The 23,307-nt window shown below is 34.0% G+C and carries 23 protein-coding genes; 10 read left to right on the forward strand and 13 right to left on the reverse strand.

Translation table 11 applies throughout. From position 1 onward, the window contains the following. Nucleotides 1-9: 9 nt before the first annotated feature. The 8 genes from ssb to dnaA form a co-directional block, all read right to left on the reverse strand. A complete protein-coding gene (gene ssb / locus AC1RO3_RS00325; protein WP_409021851.1) occupies nt 10-537 on the reverse strand; it encodes a single-stranded DNA-binding protein in 528 nt (175 codons plus the stop codon). A 37-nt stretch (nt 538-574) separates the two neighbouring features. Continuing rightward, nucleotides 575-868, reverse strand: coding sequence for a 30S ribosomal protein S6 (gene rpsF / locus AC1RO3_RS00330; protein ID WP_409021850.1), 294 nt, complete (start codon nt 866-868; stop codon nt 575-577). Nucleotides 869-1,065: 197 nt separating this feature from the next. Further along, nucleotides 1,066-3,516: a DNA gyrase subunit A gene (gene gyrA, locus AC1RO3_RS00335; RefSeq protein ID WP_481761147.1), complete on the reverse strand. Its 2,451-nt coding sequence runs from the start codon at nt 3,514-3,516 to the stop codon at nt 1,066-1,068. 86 nt (nt 3,517-3,602) lie between these two features. Beyond that, complete coding sequence (gene gyrB, locus AC1RO3_RS00340; protein ID WP_481761146.1) at nt 3,603-5,540, reverse strand: DNA topoisomerase (ATP-hydrolyzing) subunit B; 1,938 nt, start codon at nt 5,538-5,540, stop codon at nt 3,603-3,605. Between the two features lie 19 nt (nt 5,541-5,559). Further along, nucleotides 5,560-6,693 (reverse strand): DNA replication/repair protein RecF, encoded by a 1,134-nt coding sequence (recF, locus tag AC1RO3_RS00345; RefSeq protein WP_409021849.1) that lies wholly within the window; start codon nt 6,691-6,693, stop codon nt 5,560-5,562. 8 nt (nt 6,694-6,701) lie between these two features. Then, entirely contained in the window at nt 6,702-6,929 is a 228-nt protein-coding gene (gene yaaA, locus AC1RO3_RS00350; RefSeq protein ID WP_057974154.1) for a S4 domain-containing protein YaaA, read from the reverse strand. 311 nt (nt 6,930-7,240) lie between these two features. Then, nucleotides 7,241-8,380 (reverse strand): DNA polymerase III subunit beta, encoded by a 1,140-nt coding sequence (dnaN, locus tag AC1RO3_RS00355; RefSeq protein ID WP_481761086.1) that lies wholly within the window; start codon nt 8,378-8,380, stop codon nt 7,241-7,243. A gap of 170 nt (nt 8,381-8,550) precedes the next feature. Next, nucleotides 8,551-9,903 carry a chromosomal replication initiator protein DnaA gene (dnaA, locus tag AC1RO3_RS00360; RefSeq protein WP_481761085.1) on the reverse strand — a complete coding sequence of 451 codons (1,353 nt, stop codon included), beginning with the start codon at nt 9,901-9,903 and terminating at the stop codon, nt 8,551-8,553. A gap of 510 nt (nt 9,904-10,413) precedes the next feature. Between dnaA and rpmH the strand changes: the two genes are divergently transcribed. From rpmH to AC1RO3_RS00380, 4 genes are all read left to right on the forward strand, one after another. Then, complete coding sequence (rpmH, locus tag AC1RO3_RS00365; protein WP_057974157.1) at nt 10,414-10,548, forward strand: 50S ribosomal protein L34; 135 nt, start codon at nt 10,414-10,416, stop codon at nt 10,546-10,548. 64 nt (nt 10,549-10,612) lie between these two features. Next, the gene (gene rnpA, locus AC1RO3_RS00370; RefSeq protein ID WP_409021846.1) at nt 10,613-10,951 is read left to right on the forward strand and encodes a ribonuclease P protein component; all 339 of its coding nucleotides are present in this window, start codon (nt 10,613-10,615) and stop codon (nt 10,949-10,951) included. 61 nt (nt 10,952-11,012) lie between these two features. Beyond that, the gene (gene yidC / locus AC1RO3_RS00375; protein WP_481762166.1) at nt 11,013-11,813 is read left to right on the forward strand and encodes a membrane protein insertase YidC; all 801 of its coding nucleotides are present in this window, start codon (nt 11,013-11,015) and stop codon (nt 11,811-11,813) included. A gap of 86 nt (nt 11,814-11,899) precedes the next feature. Beyond that, complete coding sequence (locus AC1RO3_RS00380; protein ID WP_409021843.1) at nt 11,900-12,097, forward strand: PspC domain-containing protein; 198 nt, start codon at nt 11,900-11,902, stop codon at nt 12,095-12,097. A 58-nt stretch (nt 12,098-12,155) separates the two neighbouring features. Here the strand turns inward: AC1RO3_RS00380 and AC1RO3_RS00385 are convergent, their stop codons facing one another. Further along, a complete protein-coding gene (locus AC1RO3_RS00385) occupies nt 12,156-13,010 on the reverse strand; it encodes an aldo/keto reductase (RefSeq protein WP_481761083.1) in 855 nt (284 codons plus the stop codon). 168 nt (nt 13,011-13,178) lie between these two features. Between AC1RO3_RS00385 and jag the strand changes: the two genes are divergently transcribed. The 4 genes from jag to mnmG all read left to right on the forward strand — a co-directional run bounded on the left by jag (nt 13,179) and on the right by mnmG (nt 17,914). Beyond that, nucleotides 13,179-13,904 (forward strand): RNA-binding cell elongation regulator Jag/EloR, encoded by a 726-nt coding sequence (gene jag / locus AC1RO3_RS00390; RefSeq protein ID WP_481761081.1) that lies wholly within the window; start codon nt 13,179-13,181, stop codon nt 13,902-13,904. Nucleotides 13,905-13,930: 26 nt separating this feature from the next. Then, nucleotides 13,931-14,383, forward strand: a complete 453-nt coding sequence (locus tag AC1RO3_RS00395) for a MarR family winged helix-turn-helix transcriptional regulator (RefSeq protein ID WP_481761080.1) — start codon at nt 13,931-13,933, stop codon at nt 14,381-14,383. Between the two features lie 207 nt (nt 14,384-14,590). After that, nucleotides 14,591-15,979 carry a tRNA uridine-5-carboxymethylaminomethyl(34) synthesis GTPase MnmE gene (gene mnmE, locus AC1RO3_RS00400; protein ID WP_481761079.1) on the forward strand — a complete coding sequence of 463 codons (1,389 nt, stop codon included), beginning with the start codon at nt 14,591-14,593 and terminating at the stop codon, nt 15,977-15,979. Between the two features lie 24 nt (nt 15,980-16,003). Next, entirely contained in the window at nt 16,004-17,914 is a 1,911-nt protein-coding gene (gene mnmG, locus AC1RO3_RS00405) for a tRNA uridine-5-carboxymethylaminomethyl(34) synthesis enzyme MnmG (protein WP_481761078.1), read from the forward strand. A gap of 85 nt (nt 17,915-17,999) precedes the next feature. On the opposite strand, the gene AC1RO3_RS00410 is transcribed toward mnmG, so the two are convergent. Both AC1RO3_RS00410 and AC1RO3_RS00415 read right to left on the reverse strand, forming a co-directional pair. Beyond that, nucleotides 18,000-18,845: a DUF6574 domain-containing protein gene (locus AC1RO3_RS00410; RefSeq protein WP_481761077.1), complete on the reverse strand. Its 846-nt coding sequence runs from the start codon at nt 18,843-18,845 to the stop codon at nt 18,000-18,002. Between the two features lie 18 nt (nt 18,846-18,863). Then, on the reverse strand, nt 18,864-20,402 hold the full coding sequence (locus AC1RO3_RS00415; protein WP_481761076.1) for a zinc ribbon domain-containing protein: 1,539 nt from the start codon (nt 20,400-20,402) through the stop codon (nt 18,864-18,866). Nucleotides 20,403-20,783: 381 nt separating this feature from the next. On the opposite strand from AC1RO3_RS00415, the gene AC1RO3_RS00420 reads away from it, so the two are divergent. Beyond that, nucleotides 20,784-21,095 (forward strand): helix-turn-helix domain-containing protein, encoded by a 312-nt coding sequence (locus AC1RO3_RS00420; protein WP_481761075.1) that lies wholly within the window; start codon nt 20,784-20,786, stop codon nt 21,093-21,095. On the opposite strand, the gene AC1RO3_RS00425 is transcribed toward AC1RO3_RS00420, so the two are convergent. Together AC1RO3_RS00425 and AC1RO3_RS00430 are read right to left on the reverse strand one after the other, a co-directional pair. Continuing rightward, nucleotides 21,090-21,311, reverse strand: coding sequence for a hypothetical protein (locus AC1RO3_RS00425; protein WP_409021835.1), 222 nt, complete (start codon nt 21,309-21,311; stop codon nt 21,090-21,092). The two genes, AC1RO3_RS00420 and AC1RO3_RS00425, sit on opposite strands and share 6 nt — an antisense overlap. Nucleotides 21,312-21,522: 211 nt before the next feature. Continuing rightward, on the reverse strand, nt 21,523-22,533 hold the full coding sequence (locus AC1RO3_RS00430; RefSeq protein WP_481761074.1) for a YdcF family protein: 1,011 nt from the start codon (nt 22,531-22,533) through the stop codon (nt 21,523-21,525). 169 nt (nt 22,534-22,702) lie between these two features. On the opposite strand from AC1RO3_RS00430, the gene AC1RO3_RS00435 reads away from it, so the two are divergent. Continuing rightward, a complete protein-coding gene (locus AC1RO3_RS00435; protein ID WP_481761073.1) occupies nt 22,703-23,302 on the forward strand; it encodes a cadmium resistance transporter in 600 nt (199 codons plus the stop codon). Nucleotides 23,303-23,307: the final 5 nt, after the last annotated feature.

Below are 23,307 nucleotides of genomic sequence, written 5' to 3' on the forward strand. Positions count from 1 at the left end.
CTCCTCTAATTAGAATGGTAGGTCGTCATCAGAAATATCAATTTGTTGGCCATTATTTGCAAATGGATCAACTGTTGCTGAATCATTAGATTGCGTTGTGTTTGAATTATTATTCGAACTTGCGCCACCAAATGGGTTAGCATTGTTATTTGATGATGAACTTGATTGAGGAGCGCTGCTTTGATTATTAGCGTTACCTTGTTGTTGGCTTGATTGAGATTTTGATTCAAGCAACGAAAAGTTTTCTACGACAACTTCAGTAACATACACGCGAGTTCCTTGTTGATTATCATATGAACGCGTTTGAATTCGTCCATCGACACCAATTAAAGAACCTTTATGCGTAAAGTTAGCGAAGTTCTCGGCTGCTTTTCGCCAGATAACACAGTTAATAAAATCGGCTTCACGTTCGCCAGAAGCGTTCGTGAATTGTCGATTAACTGCAACTGTAAAAGTTGCAACTGCAGCACCACTAGCTGTGTAGCGTAAATCAGGGTCTCTTGTTAAACGTCCGACAAGTACTGTTCTATTAATCATAATGTATTGCTCCTCTCCGTTATTTTATTAAAATGAATTATTTTTCATCTCTGTTAATGATCATATGACGCAAGATTCCTTCATTAATCTTTGAAAGACGATCAAATTCGTTAATTGCGATATCGTCATCGGCTGTAGCATTAATGATATGGTAGATACCTTCATTATAACCGCTGATTTCGTATGCAAGACGACGTTTTGACCAGTCTTTTGAAGTAACGATTTCTGCACCATTACTTGTTAAAATACCATCGAAACGTTCGATCAAAGCTGCTTTAGCTGCTTCATCAAGATCGGTACGGATGATATAAGTAATTTCATATTTACTCATGACTGTTTACACCTCCTTATGGACTTTAGGTCCTTACCTCGTGGCAAGAACAAGGAAAGTTATCTATTTAATGCCATAGACACTTACGAACTAAAATTATATCACTGCCATTCACTTAAAGCAAGAAAATCCTAATTAACTACACACTTATTAAGTACGCCGTTAATTAGGATTTTATTTTATTTTTTTAATTTAGTTTATTCTAAGTCATTTGTTTCACTTTCAACGTCTGATACAACTGCATCTAAAATAGTAGTTGTTTCTTCAGGAGTAGCTTCAACTTTTGCCATTGTTGCAACTTTAGCATTCTCATCAATTCGAATTAAATGAACTCCTAAAGTAGCACGGCCCGTTTTTGACACGTTCTTCACATTAAAGCGAATCATAACACCTTGATCCGTAATTAACATGATATCTTCATCACCTTGAACGGTTGCTAACCCAGCAATTGGTCCATTCTTTTCAGAAATGTTAGCTGTCTTAATTCCTTTTCCACCACGGCCTTTAATTGCATAAGCCGAAGCGGGTGTTTGCTTACCGTATCCTTTTTCAGAAATGATAAATACGTGACTATCAGCAGCTAATAAATCAGCTCCTACAACGTAATCATCTTCTCTTAACCGAATACCACGAACACCAGAAGCAGAACGACCCATTGAACGAACATCATTTTCAGCAAATGATACTGCGTAACCTCGATGCGTTCCAATAATCATATTCTGCGTGCCATCTGTGATAGCAACGTTAATTAATTCATCTTCATCATGCAATTTAATCGCTTTTAAACCATTATTTCGTATGTTAGAAAATTCTGACACCGGTGTTCTCTTAACTGTTCCGTTAAGCGTCGTAAAGAAAAGATAACGTTCATCATTTTCTTGCTTGCTTACGTTGATAACAGCTTGGATTTTCTCACCAGAATTAACCCCTAAAAGATTAATGACAGGAATTCCTTTAGCTGTGCGTCCATATTCAGGAATTTCATACCCCTTCATACGGTACACTTTACCAGCATTCGTGAAGAATAGTAGGGTATCATGCGTTGATGTCGACACAAGATGTTCAATAAAGTCATCATCATGAACACCCATACCTTGAACGCCACGGCCACCACGGTTTTGTGCTTTGAATTCATCAGTTGCAAGACGTTTTACATAACCGTTATGCGTTAATGTAATCATAACTTCTTCTTCTTCAATCAAATCTTCATCTTCAAGATTCAATACTTCGCCAATTAATAATTCAGTACGACGTTCATCACCAAATTTAGCTTGTAAATCTAACAATTCTTGATAAATAATATCATGAATACGTGAGTCATGAGCCAAAATATCTTCAAAATCAGCGATTGATGCCATTAAATTTTGATATTCTTCTTCAATTTTTTCACGTTCTAAACCAGTTAAACGAACTAATCGCATATCTAAAATAGCTTGAGCTTGTTTATCTGATAAACCATAATTACCCATCAATTGATTTTTAGCAAGTTCACCCGTATTTGAGCTACGGATAATTCTAATAATTTCATCAATATGATCGAGTGCAATTCTTAAACCTTCAAGGATATGTGCGCGAGCACGTGCCTTTTTCAATTCAAATTGCGTACGACGACGGATAACTTTTTCTTGATGTTCAAGGTAATAAACAAGCATTTCCTTTAAACTTAGAACTTTTGGAATACCATTAACGATTGCTAGCATATTAAAACTGAAAGATGTTTGTAATAACGTTAATTTATAAAGGTTATTCAACACAACTGAAGCACTCATATCACGACGAATATCGATCACAATTCGTAATCCTTCACGATCAGACTCATCATTAATATCAGTGATACCTTCAATTTTTTTATCACGAGCTAAATCAGCAATACGTTCAATTAAACGTGCTTTATTAACCATGTAAGGAAGTTCATCAACGATAATACGTTCTTTACCATTCTTTTGTTCTTCAATTTCAACTTTTGAACGAATTGTTATTGTTCCCTTACCTGTTTCGTAAGCTTTACGAATACCAGATTTACCTAGAACAGTAGCCCCAGTTGGAAAATCAGGACCAGGGATAGCCTCCATCAAATCAGCCACAGTTGCATCAGGATTATCCATCAAAATATGTAATCCAGAAATAACTTCTGACAAATTATGTGGCGGAATATTCGTTGTCATACCAACGGCAATACCTGTTGCACCATTAACTAATAAGTTAGGAAAACGCGCAGGTAAAACAACTGGTTCATGTTCACTGCCATCGTAATTATCCATGAAATCAATGGTATCTTTATTGATATCACGCATCATTTCAACAGCTATTTTACTCATTCTAGCTTCAGTATAACGCATAGCAGCAGCGCCATCACCATCGACAGAACCAAAGTTACCATGCCCATCAACTAACATGTAACGGTAACTAAAGTCTTGGGCCATACGAACCATCGCTTCATAAATCGATGAATCACCATGAGGATGGTACTTACCCATAACATCCCCAACAATTCTAGCTGATTTTTTGTATGGTTTATCAGGCGTAATCCCTAATTCACTCATCCCGTATAAAATACGACGATGGACAGGTTTCAACCCATCTCGAACATCAGGAAGTGCACGAGCAACAATAACGCTCATAGCATAATCCAAGAATGATTTTTTCATTTCTCCGGAAAGATTAACATCTTTTATCCGGCTTGTAGCTGGTAATTCTTCTGCCAAAATTTTCAACCTCCTTTACGACTAAGTTTTTAAATATCTAAGTTTTCTACGTAAGTGGCATTTTTTTCAATAAATTCACGTCTAGGTTCTACACGATCACCCATTAACATATTAAAGACATCATTAGCTTCAATGGCATCGTCGACGTTAACACGTAATAAACGACGAGCATCTGGATCCATAGTTGTTTCCCACAATTGAGAAGCATCCATTTCTCCAAGACCTTTATATCGTTGAATAACGGGTTTTGGTGTTGGTGCCAATTGCCCTTGAATTTCTTCTAATTCTTCTTCAGTATCGACATAACGAATCATCTTACCTTGTCTAATTTGATATAAAGGTGGTTGCGCAATATACACGAATCCTGCTTCAACAAGTGGACGCATGTAACGATAGAACAGTGTTAATAATAACGTTCTAATATGGGCACCATCGACATCAGCATCAGTCATAATAATTAATTTATGATAATTAGCTTTTTCAACATTAAATTCGCCACCAAAACCTGTTCCCATAGCTGTAAATAATGAACGAATTTCTTCATTGGCTAAAATTTTATCTAAACTTGCTTTTTCAACATTCAAAATCTTACCACGAATCGGTAAGATAGCTTGTGTTAACCGTGAACGACCCTGTTTAGCTGAACCGCCGGCTGAATCACCTTCGACGATAAATAATTCACTAATTGCAGGATCTTTACTTGTATTATCAGCTAACTTACCGGGTAAGTTACTGATTTCAAGCCCACTTTTTTTACGTGTTACTTCACGAGCATGTTTAGCAGCTACTCGAGCTCTAGCAGCTAATAAGCCTTTTTCTACAATAATTTTAGCTTCTTTAGGATTTTCCATTAAAAACTTAGTAAAATGTTCAGAGAAAGTACGATCAGTAACCGTACGCGCATCTGAATTACCTAATTTTGTTTTTGTTTGACCTTCAAATTGAGGATCTGGATGTTTAATACTGACAACAGCCGTCAATCCTTCACGAACATCTTCACCAGAAAGATTAGCATCATTTTCTTTCATAAGATTATTTTTACGAGCGTAATCATTTATAACCCGGGTTAAGGCTGTCTTAAAACCAGATTCATGAGTACCACCCTCATAAGTATGAATATTATTTGTGAAAGTTAATAAATTACTATGATAATCATCTGTATATTGGAGGGCAACTTCAACAATAATCCCTTTTTGTTCACCTTCAACATAGATAGGTTCTGGGAAAATAACATCTTTATTTTTATTTAAGTATTCAACATAATGCTTAATACCACCGGCATAATGGAATTCTTGTAATCCGGGTCCACCATCACGTTTATCATCAATCGTAATTTTAAGGCCTTTATTCAAGAATGCTAATTCACGAATTCGCGTTGTTAATACTTTAATATCATAGACAGTTGTTTCCGTAAAAATATCAGAATCCGGTACAAAATGAACAATCGTTGCATGTTCATTTTCAGGTGCTTCACCTACAACTGACATCTCTGTTTTAACTTTACCGCGAGCAAAGTCCATACCGTAGACTTTACCTTCACGAATAACCTGAACATCTAGCTCAGTTGATAATGCATTAACAACTGAAGCACCAACTCCATGAAGTCCACCAGAAACTTTATAACCACCACCGCCAAATTTACCCCCAGCATGTAAAATTGTAAAAACGGTTTCAAGCGCTGGACGGCCTGTTTTTGCTTGGATATCAACAGGGATACCACGTCCATTATCACGAACTGTTATACTGTTGTCTTTTTCGACAACAACATTAATTTCATCGGCAAAACCAGCCAATGCTTCATCGATACCATTATCAATAATTTCCCAAACTAAGTGATGAAGACCTTGTGAAGCCGTTGTTCCAATATACATACCGGGACGTTTTCTAACAGCTTCAAGTCCTTCTAAAACTTGAATTTGGCTCGCATCATATTCTTTTGCTTTTTCTTCATGTAATTCTTCTGCTATTTCAGCTTGTTTCTCTTGATCAGTCAACTATATGTTCCTCCTCTTCGAGTAAGTTACCTTGATTAATATGAAAAATCTTAGGTTCATTAATTAACGATCTAGCAATACCACTTAAGTTTGGTGTTGTTAAAAATGTTTGAACCTTATTTTGAATCGTCTTCAAAAGATGTGTTTGACGCATATCATCCAATTCAGAAAGAACATCATCCAAAAGAAGGACTGGATATTCCCCAGTTTCCTCTTTCATTAACTCAATTTCGGCTAATTTGACTGATAATGCTGTTGTTCTTTGTTGTCCTTGAGATCCATATGTTTGAACGTTTTTGCCGTTAATTAAAAAACGCACATCATCACGATGTGGCCCAGCTAAGGTTGTCCCTTGAAATATTTCTTTTTTTATTGATTTTTTTAAATCATTTTGTAATTGCGTATACAACTGTTCAATCGTTTTTTCTGACGCGTTTTCCAAATGAGTGGCATACTCAAATGTTAACGTTTCAGCGGACTGTGTAATCTCTTCTTGTAATTGGTTAGCCCAGAATTCAAGTTGTTTAAGAAATATTAAGCGTTGATGTACAATTTCTGCGCCAAAAGCAGCTAATTGATCAGATAATACATCTAAAAAAACTAAATCTTGGTCTTTTTTATGCTGTAACTGTTTTAGATATTGATTACGCTGTTTCAAAATAGTTCGGTATTGACCTAAATTATATAAATAACGTGCATTAATTTGGCCAAATTCCATATCAACAAATCTTCTTCTTACTGATGGGGCACCCTTTACAAGGGCTAAATCCTCTGGTGCAAACAAAATCACATTGAACTGTCCAATGTACTGTGACAATTTGGCCTGTTCAAGATGATTAACTTTAGCTTTTTTACCTTTAGAATTAATTTGAATCTCGAGTGGCAATGACCCTACTTGCTTATTCACCCGACCTTGGATTATCGCAGCTGTCTTATCCCACTTAATCAACTCTTTATCATTATTCGTTCTATGACTTCGAGTCATTGATAACACATAAATTGCTTCCAATAAATTCGTTTTACCCTGAGCATTTTCACCAAGTAATATATTGATTGCTGGTGAAAATGAGATATTTAAATCTTCATAGTTACGATAATCCCTCAAGGTTAAATTTTCTAGATACATTGATAAGCCTACTTTTCGTCCATTGAATGCATCGTAATAATTGCAATACCTGGAACTTCAATAACATCGCCAGGGTATAATTTACGTCCACGTCGGTCTTCTAATTCACCATTTACAAGGACTTCATTTTCACGTAAAAACCATTTTGCTTCGCCACCAGAATTAATAATTGTTTCTGATTTCAAAACTTGTTGTAGCATCATGTAAGGTGTTTCTAAATAAATATCTGATTTCAATTGTCGTCAACCTCCATTTTCTTCCTTTTCTATTATACCTTTTTTTTCGCAAAATTACAATTTCACATCTCATTTTAAGCCGATTTAAGCGATTTAAGTTTTAATTAGTCTTTTTACTCTAAAATTACTTAAAAGGCTATATTTTTAATTAAATGACTACAATTCACTATTGCCTTATTTTTTTAGTCAAAATCAAACCATAAAATTCATTTCTCACTTTTAATATAATTTACCTAAAAAAATAGAGTAAAAACAGTTTTATTGGCTGCTTTTACTCTATTTTTATTAGTTATTCATACACGAACAATTAATTAGAATGTTCGAACTGGTGTAATTAATTGAATAAATTGCGTTGTATCTTCAGTTGGGACTAAGGTAAATGGTCGTAATGGTTGTGTAAACGCAACTTTAATTTCAGTTTGTCCAAATGATCTTAAAGCATCTTTCATATAGTCTGGATTAAATGAAATTTCAAGATCATTTCCTGATAAATTGCTAAATTCTAATGCTTCCTCAACATTACCAACATCAGGCGAGTTACTATAAATGACAACTTTTTGTTCTGCCGTATTAATCGCTAGTTTAACAACGTTATTACGGCTTTCATGTGATAGTAATGACGCACGTTCAATTGCTGATAATAATTTAGGCGCATTAAACTCAATGTCTGTAGCTGATTCTTTAGGAATTAGACGAGTTGTATCAGGATAATTTCCTTCTAATAAACGTGAATAAAATGAGGTATTTCCAAGAATAAAGAGTACTTGGTTTTCTGAAATACGCATTTCAATATCTGGATTAGAATCGTCAATCATTCGTGATAATTCTACTAAAGATTTACCAGGAATAATAACATCATATTTTGCATCGTTTGCGCCTTCCAATGTAATTTTACGTTGGCTCAAACGATGACTATCTGTTGCGACTGCTAAAAACTCACCATTTTCAATGACAAAGTGAACACCAGTTAAAATAGGGCGACTTTCTTGGTTAGAAACGGCAATAACAGTTTGGCTAATAATTTGTTTTAAGATTGATCCCGAAAAAATTAAATTATCATCAGTATCAATTTCTGGTAAGTGAGGATAGTTATTTGCATCTAACCCATTAATATTGAATGAGGCTGATCCAGAAGTAATCTCAGTTTGATAACCATCAGTCACTGTTAATGAAAAAGTATCTTGCGGTAATTTTTTAACAATTTCGCTAAAGAATCGTGCAGGTAGCACAATTTCACCAGTTGATTCAATTGTTAAGTTATTAGATTCATCTTCAACAGATAAAAAAGTTTCAATAGAAACATCTGCATCACTACCTGTTAAAAGTAAACCAGAAGCAGTTAAGACAACTTTGATACCCGTTAATATAGGAATTGTTGTTTTTGAAGAAATAGCTCTTTGAACATCTGTTAATTGTTTAATGAATGCTGATCGATTAATTGTAAATTCCATAGTAAATCCTCCGGTAAGTTTAGTTATTAATTAAGTAATAAAAGAATAGAAGCAGTAGTAGGGCCTGTTAATCATGTTAAGAAATACGTTGGGACCATGTAAATAAAAGAATTCACATGTGGATAACCTGTGAGTAAACAAGCCGCCTTATCCACAATTGCCCACAACTATTATTGGTTAAGTTCACTCTTAAGATCTGAAATTTGACGCTGAAGTTTGTCATCAGTTTCTAACATTACAGCAATTTTTTCGTGAGCATGAATAACCGTTGTATGATCCTTACCACCAAATTCAGATCCAATCTTAGGTAAGGAATTGTCGGTAAGTTCGCGACTTAAGTACATAGCAATTTGACGTGGCATAACAATTGCTTTAACACGTTTTTTTCCTTTTAAATCGCCCACAGTAACGTGGAAATATTTAGCAACCCGATCTTGAACAATAGCAATTGAAATTTCATTTGATTTATCTTTTAAACTTAAGTTTTTTAAGGCATCGGCGGCTAAACTCGTTGTTATTTCTGAGTTTGATAAGGTCGCGTACGCTTGTACTCTAACCAAAGCGCCTTCAAGTTCACGAATATTCGAATCGATTTGGCCAGCAATATAACTTAATGTATCATCTGGTATTTCAAGATTTTCAGCATCAGATTTATTTCTTAAAATAGCAATTCTAGTTTCTAAATCAGGAGGGGTTATATCAACTGAAAGACCCCATTTAAAGCGAGATATAAGACGTTTTTGTAATTTTGGTATTTCGTTTGGTAAACGATCAGATGATAAGACAATTTGTTTTTTATCATCATATAAAGAGTTAAATGTATGGAAAAATTCTTCTTGTGTTGATTCTTTATCGGCAAAAAATTGAATATCATCCACCAGTAAGAGATCAACACTACGATATTCTTTTCGGAAATCTTCGGGCGTATTATTTCGAAGTGAGTTAATGAAGCCGTTAGTAAATGCTTCACTTGTAACGTATTTTACTTTTGCATCAGGATTGTTTAGAAGCATTTGGTGACCAATTGCGTGCATTAAATGGGTTTTACCCAAACCAACACCACCATAGAAAAAGAGCGGGTTGTACAAGCGGCCAGGTTCTTCAGAAACAACCAAAGCAGCAGCGTGGGCCATCTGATTACCTTTTCCAGTAACGAAGGTACTAAAGGTATATCTATCGTTTAATTTGGCATCACGCATAAAGGTAGGGACATTATCGTTATTAGAGTTTGAACTATTTGATACTGCCATATTTGATTGGCCGCCCGCGGTTAATTCACCCTTTATTTTTAAAACGGGATTGATTTCTTCACCAGTTGATTCGTAAAGAAACGCAACAACTTTTGGTGCTAGATGTTGTATCCAGTAAGTTTTATGTAGCTGGGAGGGTAGCTCAATAATAAGGTCGTTATTAATAAATTGTTTTGGTTCAGCTGATGAAATCCAAGTTTCGTAACTAACAGGGTTGAGTTGCGTTTTGAAATAATCAGTCAGTGAGGACCATAAATTTTCGAGAGTAAGCACAAAAAGCCTCCTTGTTTAAATAAATCGTAACTACAGTTTAGCATTTTAAAGAAGGGTTTTCCACAGGTTTAAAAAAATGTGTAAAAAATAATAACAGGGTCATTAATAAGTTTTCCACAGGGGTGGGCATAAAAAGATAAACCAGTTTTGTTTGCCATGTTATCCACAAATGAGTGATTGAAATAAAGTATGTTATTAAAGGATTTTCATTAGTTATTAACAGTTTTTAGTTAAGGGTGTGTATAACTTATTAACAGGCTGTTTATTGTGAAAAAGTGTGTGTTCCGAGTTGTGGACGACAAGATGTGTTTCACAACTCATCCACAACTAAAAAATAAATAGCGAAAAAGTGTGGATAACTAAATTACATTGAATTCTAATAATTTTCTTTCATAGAAGAAAGAAGTATGGTATTATATTCCGGTAAGTGAAATTGACGTCACTGGTATCTTATTTTTATCAAGATACCGATTAGTTGAAACATTAAGTATTTAAGGAGGTGCCTAAATTATGAAAAGAACATACCAACCTAAAAAACGTCACCGTGAACGCGTGCATGGTTTCCGTAAACGCATGAGTACAAAAGGCGGCCGTAACGTCTTAGCACGTAGACGCCGTAAAGGTAGAAAAGTATTGTCTGCATAGACCACTGATTTCAGTGGTTTTTTTTATTACAAAGATACAGTATCTATTTAACTGGAGATATTACATGAGAAAATCATATCGCGTTAAAAAAGAAGCAGAGTTCCAAACAGTTTTTAAAAAAGGTCAATCTTGTGCGAACCGAAAGTATGTTATATATATGATGGAAAAACCAGAACAAGCTCATTTTAGAGTTGGAATTTCAGTTGGAAAACGTATTGGGAATGCTGTTGCTCGTAATTGGGTTAAACGCCGTATTCGTCAATCGTTGTTAGAATTGAAACCAGATCTTAAACAAGATTGCGATTTTTTGGTTATTGCTAGACCATCTGTTGCTTGGTTGTCGCAAGAGGAATCCAAGAAACAATTAACACATGTTTTAAAAATAGCTAAAATTTTAGACTAATAAAGTGAGCGAGGGTATTCTTGTGAAAAAGAAGAGTAAGCGATTTTTAGTCCTATTAAGTATGTTGGGGTTAATGTTAGTCCTAGCGGGATGTAGTACAACACCAATAACGGAAAATAGTACAGGAATTTGGGATGGCGGTATCATCCTCAGTTTCTCTAGGGCTATTATTTTCCTTTCAAAATTATTTGGTGGGAACTATGGTGTTGGTATTATCATCTTTACCATAATCATTAGGGTTATTTTATTACCATTAATGATTTATCAAACAAAAAGTATGCGTAAAACAGCTGAAGTTCAACCTCAATTGAAGGCACTTCAAGCTAAGCATTCTGGTAAAGATGCTGCAACTGTTCAAAAATTACGTGAAGAACAACAGAAATTATATGCAGAAGCAGGCATTAATCCTGTTGCTGGATGTTTACCATTATTAGTACAGATGCCGATTTTATTAGCTCTTTATCAAGCTATTTTGAGAACGAACGTTTTGAAGACGGGTGAATTTTTATGGTTACAGCTTGGTGATAAAGATCCGTACTTCATCTTACCAATTTTTGCTGCAATCTTAACTTACTTTGTTTCTAAGTTGGGTGTTATGTCCCAACCTGAAGCAAACTCAATGTCAACGATGATGGTTTATGGTACACCAATAATGATTCTTGTGACAGCTGTTAACTTACCATCAGCCTTGTCATTATATTGGGTTATTACCAATGCATTCTCAGTTGGACAAACATTGTTAATTAATAATCCATTTAAAATTACACGTGAACGTGAAGAAAAAGTACGTCTTGAAAAAGAAAAAGTACAGGCTATTAAAAAAGCGAAAAAGAAAGCTTATAAGGGCCGTAACAAAAAGTAATTTTTGAAAACCAAAGTCCATTTAGTGGCTTTGGTTTTTTATTTTGGATATAATTACATAAAAGGTTAACAAGAGGAGGATTAAAATTGAGAAAATTAACAAAATCTAATAATAGAATTATTGCTGGTGTTGTCGGTGGTATTGCTGAATTTTTTAACTGGGACCCAACATTAACAAGAATAGGGTACGTTCTTTTAAGTGTCCTGAGTGCAGCATTCCCTGGTATTATTGTTTACATCATATGTGCAATAGTCATGCCAAATGCATCATCAAACTATAGATAACTAAAAATGCGTAACCAGAATATATCTGGTTACGCATTTTTGTTTCACGTGAAACATTTTAGAAAGTTGCTGTATCTGGATCTTGAGCATGACCAACAACACCATCTAGAGAGTTGATTTCTGCCATGTCTTCATCAGATAATTCAAAATCAAATAAATGAGTATTTTCTTCAATTCTGTCAGCATGAACAGATTTGGGAAGTGGTAAGAATCCATTTTGTAATGACCAACGTAAGGTAACTTGTGCAACACTGCGACCAATACGATTAGCAATTTTAACCATTGTTGGTTCCGTAAAGATAGCACCAGTTCCTAATGGGCTATAAGCTTCTAATTGAATATTATGCTTGTGACAATAATCAATTGTCTCTTTGGGAGTATCACCAGGAGCTAATCTAATTTGATTAATCATTGGTGTAATTGTTTGTGTTTCTTCCAAAATTTTAAAATGACGAGGACGGAAGTTAGAAACACCAATGGCTTTAATTTTACCTTCATTATAAAGATCTTCAAATGCACGCCATGTTTCTTGAAGATGACTTTCCCAATTATCTTCACGATAAGCAGCAGGATTTGGCCAGTGAATCAAGAATAAATCAAGGTAATCAACACCTAAATCTTTTAATGTTCGTGCAAATGCTGTTTGTGTTTCATCGTACGTATGAGCTGTATTAGCTAATTTACTTGTTAAAAAGATATCTTCACGAGCAACACCGCTTTCGGCAATACCTTCTCCAACACTACTTTCATTGTGGTACATTTCAGCAGTATCTAAATGTATGTAACCAGAAGCTAATGCTGATTTTACAGATGCTTTAGCAACATCACCACTTGGTGTTTGCCAAGTACCAAAACCAACAACAGGAATTTTGACACCATTTGCTAATTCATATGTGTCTGTTAATTTATTCATAGAATTAATCCTCCGAGTTTTTATATTTAGTATTTTCATTATAGGCTGAGTCCTATAGATTTTGTCAAATGAAAGAACTTTTCAAAAAAATCGTTCTGAAAAAGGGTATAGATAAGGGGTCAATTAGTGCTATAATATAACGATGATAATTATATTTGGAGGATGAACATGCCCATATTTACTGGAAAAAATGTTGATCAAGCTGTGAGTAACGGTTTGGCTGCATTAAAGCTTGAAAAAACACAGATTGAAATTAAAATAATCAATGAAGGTAAGTCTGGATTTTTATTTTTTGGCCGCAAAAAGGCAGAAGTTGAATTAATTGAAAAAAAAATAACAGAAAAACCAGTAAGCAAGAAAATTATTGATGAAAAAAAAGATAGTGTTACATCAAAGCCTCTAACAGCAGCAGAAAAAGCTGCTAGAAGTCAACTTAATGAAAAAGCAGTTCATGATGTTGGTTATTATTTGGCCGACATTACAGAATTAATGGGTATTGATACAGAAATTAATGTTCAATTTGAGCGCCGTCAGGTAACATATGATTTTAATACGAGTAAACAAGGATTATTAATTGGTAAACACGGTAAAAGTTTAAATGCTTTGCAATATTTAGCACAAGTTAATATGAATCAAAAAGCAGTTAGCAGAATGAATGTTATTCTAGATGTTGGTGGCTACCGTAAACGTCGCGAAGAAACGATTGAGCGCCTTGCAATTAAAGTGGCCAAGGATGTTATTAGAACGGGTGAGACGGTACAATTAGACCCGATGCCTGCTAACGAACGTAAGCAAATTCATTTTTATTTAGCACGAAATAACCGAATCAAAACAACATCGATTGGAACAGAACCTAAGCGCTCAGTAATTGTAGCGCCTAAAAATAAAAAATAGTCAGTAATAGAAGGGAGTCCCCACCCATGGCTTTAAAACATGATCCAGAAAAATTAGAAGATGAACTATGTTTTGCTATTTACACAGCACAAAAAGATTACAATAAATTTTATACAGAATCACTGAAGGAATTTAGCTTAACGTATCCGCAATATATTACGTTACTTTCATTGTGGGAAACGTCACCTGTTATGGTGAAGGAACTTGGTGCGAAGTTACATCTAGATAACGGAACATTAACACCACTTTTAAAACGTATGGAAAAGGATGATTGGATTCTTCGGACTAGAGATCCTGAGGATGAACGCCGTGTGAATGTCTCATTGACTGGAAAAGCTAAAAGAAGTAAACATAGAATTATGAAACAAATGTCGAATTGTTTTACTTCATTTGATATGACTGAAGAAGAATATCTTGGTTATGTTAATGAATTAAAAGTGATTACTAATAAATTAGAAAATCGCGGTATTCGTGGTTAGTGAATTAGAATCATCAAACAGACTTGTTGACAAATGTCGGTAAAAAAAGTATATTATTGGCATTGAACTTAATATTAGATAAAGTAGTGAAGGTGCTTTATCCACGTCCTTTTAGGGCGTGGAGTGGGCCCTTTTTTTGTTTGAAAAAATTTAAAGAATATGATTAATTAACTGCTAATAGAGCACTTGAAGGGAGTATTTAAAGATATGCCAGAATTAACAGAATTTGATACAATTGCCGCTATATCAACACCACCTGGTGAAGGTGCCATTTCAATTGTTCGATTAAGTGGTGAGGATGCCGTTCAAATTGCTAATAATGTATTTAAAGGGAAAAATTTAGGTAACGTTGATAGTCATACCATTAACTACGGACATATTTTAAATCCTAAAACGGATGAAGAAGTCGATGAGGTCATGGTCTCAGTTATGTTAGCACCTAAAACATTTACACGTGAAGATGTGATTGAAATTAACTGTCATGGTGGTATTGTACCAACGAATCAAATTTTACAATTATTATTAAGTAATGGGGCACGCTTAGCTGAACCTGGTGAATTTACAAAACGAGCATTCTTAAATGGTCGAATTGATTTATCTCAAGCTGAGGCTGTTATGGATTTAATTCGTGCTAAAACAGATCGCTCAATGAAAGTTGCACTAAATCAGTTAGATGGTAATTTAGCACGTCTAATCCGCAATTTACGTAAAGATATCGTAGATGTTTTGGCATTAGTTGAAGTTAATATTGATTATCCAGAATACGATGCTGGTGAAGAAATGACGACTAAATTATTGCTTGAAAAAGCACGTGATGTTAAGCAATATGTTCAAGAATTACTACAAACAGCGCAACAAGGTAAAGTATTACGTGAAGGATTAGCTACTGCCATAATTGGTCGACCTAATGTTGGTAAATCAAGTCTTTTGAATCACTTATTACATGAAGATAAAGCCATTGTAACTGATGTTGCTGGAACAACGCGTGATGTGATTGAAGAATACGTTAACGTTATGGGTGTACCTTTGAAATTGGTAGACACTGCCGGTATTCGTGATACAGAAGATAAGGTTGAAAAAATTGGGGTTGAACGTTCGAAAGAAGCGATTGTTCAAGCTGATTTAGTCATGCTTGTTTTGAATAGCAATGAACCTTTGTCTGCTGAAGATAAGCAGCTCATTAAATTAACACAGAATGATAAACGAATTGTTATCTTAAATAAAACAGATTTACCAGAAAATCTAGATCGTAAAGAATTAGAAAGTATGGTTGATCCAACGGAAATTATTTCTATTTCTGTCTTAAATCATGAAGGTGTGAAGCAACTTGAAGAAAAAATTGCTAACTTATTCTTTGGTGGAATTGAAAATAGCCAAACAACAGTTATGATTACTAATTCTCGTCATATTGGCTTGTTAAATCAAGCTGAGACTGCTTTAGATGATGTGATCACTGGGATTGCTTCCGGTATGCCAATCGATTTAGTTCAAATTGACATGACTAGAAGTTGGGAATTACTTGGTGAAATCACTGGTGATAGCTACAAAGATGAATTACTCACAGAATTATTTAGTCAATTCTGTTTAGGTAAATAATTGTTAGTAAATAGGAGAATATAAATGGACATTAAAACTTATGACGGCCCAGATTATGATGTAATTGTGGTTGGTGCTGGACATGCTGGTTCAGAAGCAGCACTCGCTGCTGCACGAATGGGTAATAAAACATTACTTATCACAATTAGTTTAGACATGGTTGCTTTTATGCCATGTAATCCTTCAATTGGTGGTCCAGCTAAAGGAATTGTTGTACGTGAAATTGATGCCTTAGGTGGCGAAATGGGTCGTAACATCGATAAAACTTATGTACAAATGCGTATGTTAAATACTGGTAAAGGTCCAGCTGTTAGAGCATTACGGGCACAAGCTGATAAACATCTTTATTCAAGTGAAATGAAACATACAATGGAAAAAGAAGAAAACCTAACGTTACGTCAAGGAACAGTCGATAGTTTAATTGTTGAAGATGGCGAATGTCATGGTGTTGTAACAAATACTGGGGCAAAATACCGTTCTAAAAGTGTTGTTTTAACAGTTGGAACGGCTGCTCGCGGTAAGATTATTATTGGCGAATTGAGTTATTCATCAGGTCCTAATAATTCACAACCTGCAATTAAATTATCTGAAAATCTTGAAGCTCTTGGATTTGATTTAGAACGTTTTAAAACTGGAACACCACCTCGTGTTGATGGGAATACAATTGATTACAGTGTGACTGATGAACAACCAGGGGATGTTGAACCTAACCACTTTAGTTTTGAAACACCTGATGAAGATTATATTGATGTTAAAAATCAATTATCTTGTTGGTTAACGTATACCAACTTGAAAACGCATGAGATTATTAATGCTAACCTTGATCGTGCACCTATGTTCTCAGGAATTATTAAAGGTGTGGGTCCACGTTACTGTCCATCTATTGAAGATAAAATTGTTCGTTTCTCTGATAAACCTCGTCATCAGCTCTTCTTAGAACCAGAAGGCCGTTCAACGGACGAATTTTACGTTCAGGGCCTTTCTACGTCAATGCCGGAAGAAGTCCAACAAGATATTATTCATTCAATTAAGGGCCTTGAAAACGCTGAATTAATGCGTCCGGGTTATGCGATTGAATATGATGTCGTGGCTCCTTATCAATTACGACCAACGCTTGAAACTAAATTAGTGAAGAATTTATATACCGCTGGTCAAACAAACGGGACTTCTGGATATGAAGAAGCTGCTGGACAAGGAATAATGGCAGGAATTAACGCTGGGTTACGTGCTTTAGGCCGCGAAGATTTTACGTTAAATCGAAGTGACGCTTATATCGGTGTTATGATTGATGATTTAGTAACAAAAGGGACAAACGAACCTTATCGTCTATTAACATCTCGTGCTGAATATCGCTTAATCTTACGTCATGATAACGCTGATTTACGTTTAACTGAAAAAGGATATGATATTGGTTTAATTTCTGAAAAGAGATTAGCTATTTTTAAAGCTAAAAAAGCTGAAATTGAAGCCGAAAAAGCTAGATTACAATCATTCCGTATTAAACCTACTGAAGATGTGAATGCATTCTTAGCAGAACATAATAGTGCCGCTTTGAAAGATGGCGTGTTGGCTAATGAATTTTTACGTCGCCCTGAGGTAACTTACGCAGACATTGAGAAGTTTATTCCAGGTCCTGACCATGAATTAGACCATAGAATTATTGAACAAGTAGAAATCCAATTTAAGTACGAAGGCTATATTAAAAAAGCACAAGAAAAAGTTGCGAAGTTAAAACGTATGGAAGCTAAAAAAATTCCAACAAATATTGATTACGATTCTATTGAAGGAATTGCGACGGAAGCGCGTCAAAAATTCATTAAGATTCAACCAGAAACATTAGCTCAAGCTAGTCGTATTAGTGGTGTGAATCCTGCTGATTTATCAATTCTTGCTGTTTATATTGAACAGGGTAAGATTGCTAAAGTTAATAATTAATAGTACAGAAATGCAGAAAAGGCACCAATCAAGTATACTTGATTGGTGCCTTTTTAACTTTTTATAATTAGGTTAAGCAATAAACTTAAAATCCAGCTGCAGAGATGATTGAAGCTATGTTGGCTGCTAAACTGACAGCAAATACTGACATAACAATCATGAAAACTAAAGCTAATAGAAGTTGTCCAATGACAACGCCGTAAAGTTTATCTATTTTAAGTGGATTTGTATCAATAATCATCGATAAAATGAAAGCAATACTCATGATAAGGGCCATTAAAGCATACATGAATACAGCAAGGCCTCTCATTCCAAGTAGCATGAAAAGCATACTAAGGACAGCTAATACAAGATTGATCATGAGGTAGTGTGTAAAGCGATTTGTAAATGAAAGTAAGGTATCACTCTTATCGCCTAAAACAACATTACGAACAAAAAATCCAATTAGTATGTAAAAGGCAAAAGCTAGTAGTGTTAAGAAAAATAATTTTGCGTAGACACTACTGTCAATTGTTGGCGCATAGGTACTTTGAGTGTTAAAGAGTCCTGAAAATAGACTTGAATTAACAGATTTAGCAACATTATCCATTATTAATTTTACAAAAATATCATTAAATATGGCGAATAAAATAATTGTCGTAAAGCCGAAATATTTATGACCATTTTCTAAAATTGTGGGATGTTTAATGGCATTTAAGAAATAAGACCAATAATTTGATGCGAATGTTTTAGCTTGTTCAATATTCTCATTTTGAGCTTTAGTATCTTGTTGTTGCGTGTATTGTTGTTGGAATTTTGTTGGTTCTTGTACGTTTTGTGATTGTGTTGCGGCCGTTTCTTGGGCTGGTTTAATGGAAAAGGCAAATCCACAGTTTGTACAAAATTTTACATTTTCTGGTTGTTGTGAACTACAGTTTGGGCATGTTTTCATGATTATTTCCTCCAAAGTTTAGTTGTCTTCAATTTTTTCACTAATTTTTTTAGCGGGTGTAATTGACTTGATTAAGAAGTCATCGTTATTAGAATAATTAACTTTAGCAGTATATCTAAATACTTGTGTTTTAGTTGAATAATTATCGTCACTATCAGTGAAATCGAACGTATAAGTAACATCATAAGCGACATCAAATTTATTTTTATCTGTCGGTGTTACTGATAATACTTTAGCGTCATAAGAGACACTACTGATTGCATCATCATCATGATAATTTTTAGCAATAGTCACCCATGCCTTGGCATCTGCATTGCTTGAGCCATTAACAAAGAAACTGCCTATTGAGCCATAACTATCATTTGAATCCTCATTAGAGTCATCACCATCGATAGTGTAGTCATCAATTTGGGTAAATAAATTGTCTATATAACTTTCTGCATCATCTAGAGTTAACATATTAGGAAAATTAATATTGAATAAATTGCTACTAGAACTATCTTGAAAGCCATTTTCATCTGTATTATTTAAAGTTACGTCGTTATCATCATCGCTACCTGAAATTTGGTATTCACTGGTAACGAGAGTGTTGTCTCCGACCTTTTCTTTAAGCTGCAATCGATTGTTTCCAGAAGAGGCAATAGGGCCAATTGTTGCAGAACCATCATCATCAGTTGTACCAACTTTTTTAGAATTAACATAGATATCAGCATTTGCGATACTTTTAATTCTAAAAGTAAGTGTACTTAAATCTAAATTGACGTTAGAAGTTGAACTAGTGAGCGTCTCAGTCGATTTATTATTTAGTTTAGTACCATCAATAGAGCCAGCTGCTTCTATTGTGTAGTTACCGGGAACTAGATTTGAGATTGTTTTACTGTAATTATCAGAGTCAGCTGTAGCAACTTTTTTATCATTCATCTTGATAACAGCCCCAGAGCTATTCGTTGATAAGTTAACGGAAACGGTTGAAAAGTCAGCCGTATATTTAGGGAATAATAACCAATGTTTACCATTTTCTTTTAAATGAAAATGTGTTGAAGTGCTTGCTCCATTGGTTAATTCGTTTTTAAAAGTTTTAAGAGAGTCTGTACTACCCCATGCATCTGATGCAGGTTTCATAGACTCATCAGTAATTTTTAATGCCGTATCCGATGTTGAAAAATAAGCTTCCATGTTTTTATCGGTTTTTAATGCATCTGTAATTCGTTCAATTTGATTTTCTTTTGAGTAATATTTTGTTCCAGCATAGTAGCCAACAACAATAATAAGAGCGATAATACCAATCAAAATTCTGATGAATTTTGTTTTACCTGAGATGGGTAATTTAGGATTTGCAGTTCGTGTTTGTGTAGGTGGCATTTGTTGTTGTGTTGGTTGAACCGGCGTAACAGGTTGCTGTGACGCAACTGAATTAACACGTAAATCAAAATTACAATTAGGACAGAAATTACCATCCTTAGGAACTTCACTTCCACAATTAGGACAGAATTTTTTTGTCGTACTCCCAGATAAATCATCTGAAGGCGCATAATAGATTTGTTCTTTTTTAATCATTGGATCTCCTTTTTAACTACCTTAATAATATGATTAACTTTGACTACTTAACTAAAAGTTACCAAATCTAGTGTATACATAGCGAGTTTTAGTTTATAAAATAATGGCTAACTCAATCGCATAAAATAGGATTTTAATCATTGGTACTTATGTATTTTTTTAGGTTGTTAGATGCAGAATTAGTAATACCCCCCGTGGCCTCCTTAGATTTAAATTACTAAATCAACGAATAAAGACAAACCTTAAACGAAACTTAAGTTATTTTATCAGCTTAAAAGGTTTTTGTATATATATATATATTAAAAAAAGATAAGCTATAATCTGTTTGATTGTTTTAAAAACCTTTACCATAAAGAGAACCTTTCTGATTAGGAGTTTAATATGCTTAAAAAAATAGGAATTTTAATTCGTGCTAAACGAAAATTATTGAATATGACCATTGAGCAACTGGCTGAAAAATCAAAATCTTCTGTTAGTTTAATTTCTTTGATAGAGCGAGGTAAGTTAGATAATATTAAAATAAAAAAATTATCAGATATTGCTGAAGCGCTGGATATGACGTTAGCTGACTTCTTTACTAATCAAAATTTAAAAGGTGTTGCAACGCTGGATTTGATTAATTATCTTGCTTCTTTACCCAAAGAAAAAAGAGAAGCGACAGCTGAATTATTGCTTAAAGTAATCCGTTTATAAATGATTATCATTAATGATTGACCATGCTATTTCTTCAATAGTGTGGTCAATTTTTTGTGCTTGATAGGCTGAGACTAAATCAATTTGTTTGGTAGGTAAATCTAAAGTTAAAATATCAAAATTGTGAAAATCAATCCTATGGTTACTAAAGTCATAAATTAAAAATTTTAAATCTTGTAATACCTTCAAATTATCGTGTATATCTATCCCATTCATAAATAAAATCTCCCTTACTAAAAAACTGTATAAAAAAAGCATTAGCTTTTATTAGCTAATGCTTAGATTACAACAAAAATAGTTAATTTATAAGACTGATATTAATAAAAATTAATTCTAACGATAGTACTGAGTTTTGTCAATATGACATAAATTAAAGGTTTATCCTTTTAAGTAGATTAATTAATTTAAGTAAGTATTGAAGTAATAATTATTTAAAAAGCTGTTGAAAAATAGACAGTAAAAGGAGCAACAAAATAACTATAAAATGACGATTTTTATGAAGCATTATGATAGCAATGAATTCACGCAAGAACGCATTAGGTAAAAAATACCATGGCGTTTTCCCGCCAATGCCTTGAGCATTTACACCAACCATTCGTGCAAATATTGCAGCACGAAAGATATGGTAGTTATTTGAACTGAATAAAATATGATCCCCTCTATGATCAAGATCAATTATTTTTTTTGAGAAACGCATATTTTCAAAAGTCGTTGTTGATTTGTCTTCTAGTAATGTAAATTCTTCTGGATAACCACTGTCGATGGCCCATTTTTGCATTGCCTGTGCTTCTGAAATAGACTCATCATTACCTTGCCCACCTGAAAAAATAATAATCGGGCGTTTACCGCCTAATAGTATTTGTTTGTCCGCAAAATTGGTAGCACGTTTGATTCTGTTGGCAAGTAGTTTACTAACTTTATAACCGTTGATTAAACCTGCACCTAGTACAATGATGTAGTCTTGATCATATTTTGGACGTCGTAAGCTATATAAAATACTAACAGACAAGAAATTTAAAAAAGCGAACATAAGATATAAGCCAGTCAACGAAGCAAAATTAAATGGTAATTGAAGATACCAAGGCCACGTACTGATTAAAGGTGTCACAAACCAGCGAATGATAAGAACAATAGCAAGTAGTAGTCCAAGCATGTTAGCTAATGAATAACTTTCACGTTTAAAGACTAGTCCAGTATTAATTAATAAAAATGGAATAGTTGCAATTGAAAGTAATATCAAACCTATAGCGCCAACAATGATAATAAAAACAGCGCTATTTTTCATAAAATTGATAGGGGAAGTAGCGAGTACACCTATTAAAGAAATGACAAATATATTGAACAGAAATCCATTAATTAATTGACGTGGTTCTTTGTGAAAGCTGATATACCAAATAGCTAACAATAAAATAGGTAGTAACAGTATTAGATAGTCCATATGAATTCCTCCGAAGTAATAGATAATAAACTAATTCTAGCATATTTTTGAATAAATAAGGTACTAATAAATTTATATTTAACCGTTTACATGGACGTTAACATATGATATATTATTCACATGAACAAAATATCATATGAATAATATATCATATAGAGGAGATGCTATAATGGTCACACTATTAGGTTCAACTGTACTCGCATTCATTTCAACAAATATCGATTATCTTTTAATTCTAATTATTATTTTTGCTAAGTATAAAAATAAACATGAAGAAAAATTAATATTTATAGGAGAGCTACTTGGTAGTGGGACGCTTATAGCAGTTAGTTTGATTGCTGCCTTTTGGTTAAAACTGATTCCTGAAGAATGGATCTTAGGATTTTTGGGACTTATTCCGATTATAATGGGTATAAAAATGTATTTTAGTGATGAAGATGAGGGTAATGAGGTCCGGGAGAAATTAGGAAAACCGGGTCAAGGCATAATTTTAAATGTAATTATGATTACTATTGCAACTTGTGGACCAGATAATCTTGCTATCTACGTCCCATTTTTCACGACATTATCTATTAGGGATGTACCTATTGTACTGATGCTATTTTTTATATTCTTATGTATCATTACATGGTTGAGTAAAATGATTACTAATTTACCTAAAATCCAAGAATTTTTTCAAAATTTTGGTAATTTAATCACTCTAATTGTTTATGTTTTCTTAGGTCTATATATATTATTAGAAAGTGGTACTATTCAGCACTTTATGTAGGAGGA

It is taken from the genome of Dellaglioa sp. CoH-57-MRSF-19 (assembly GCF_056781975.1).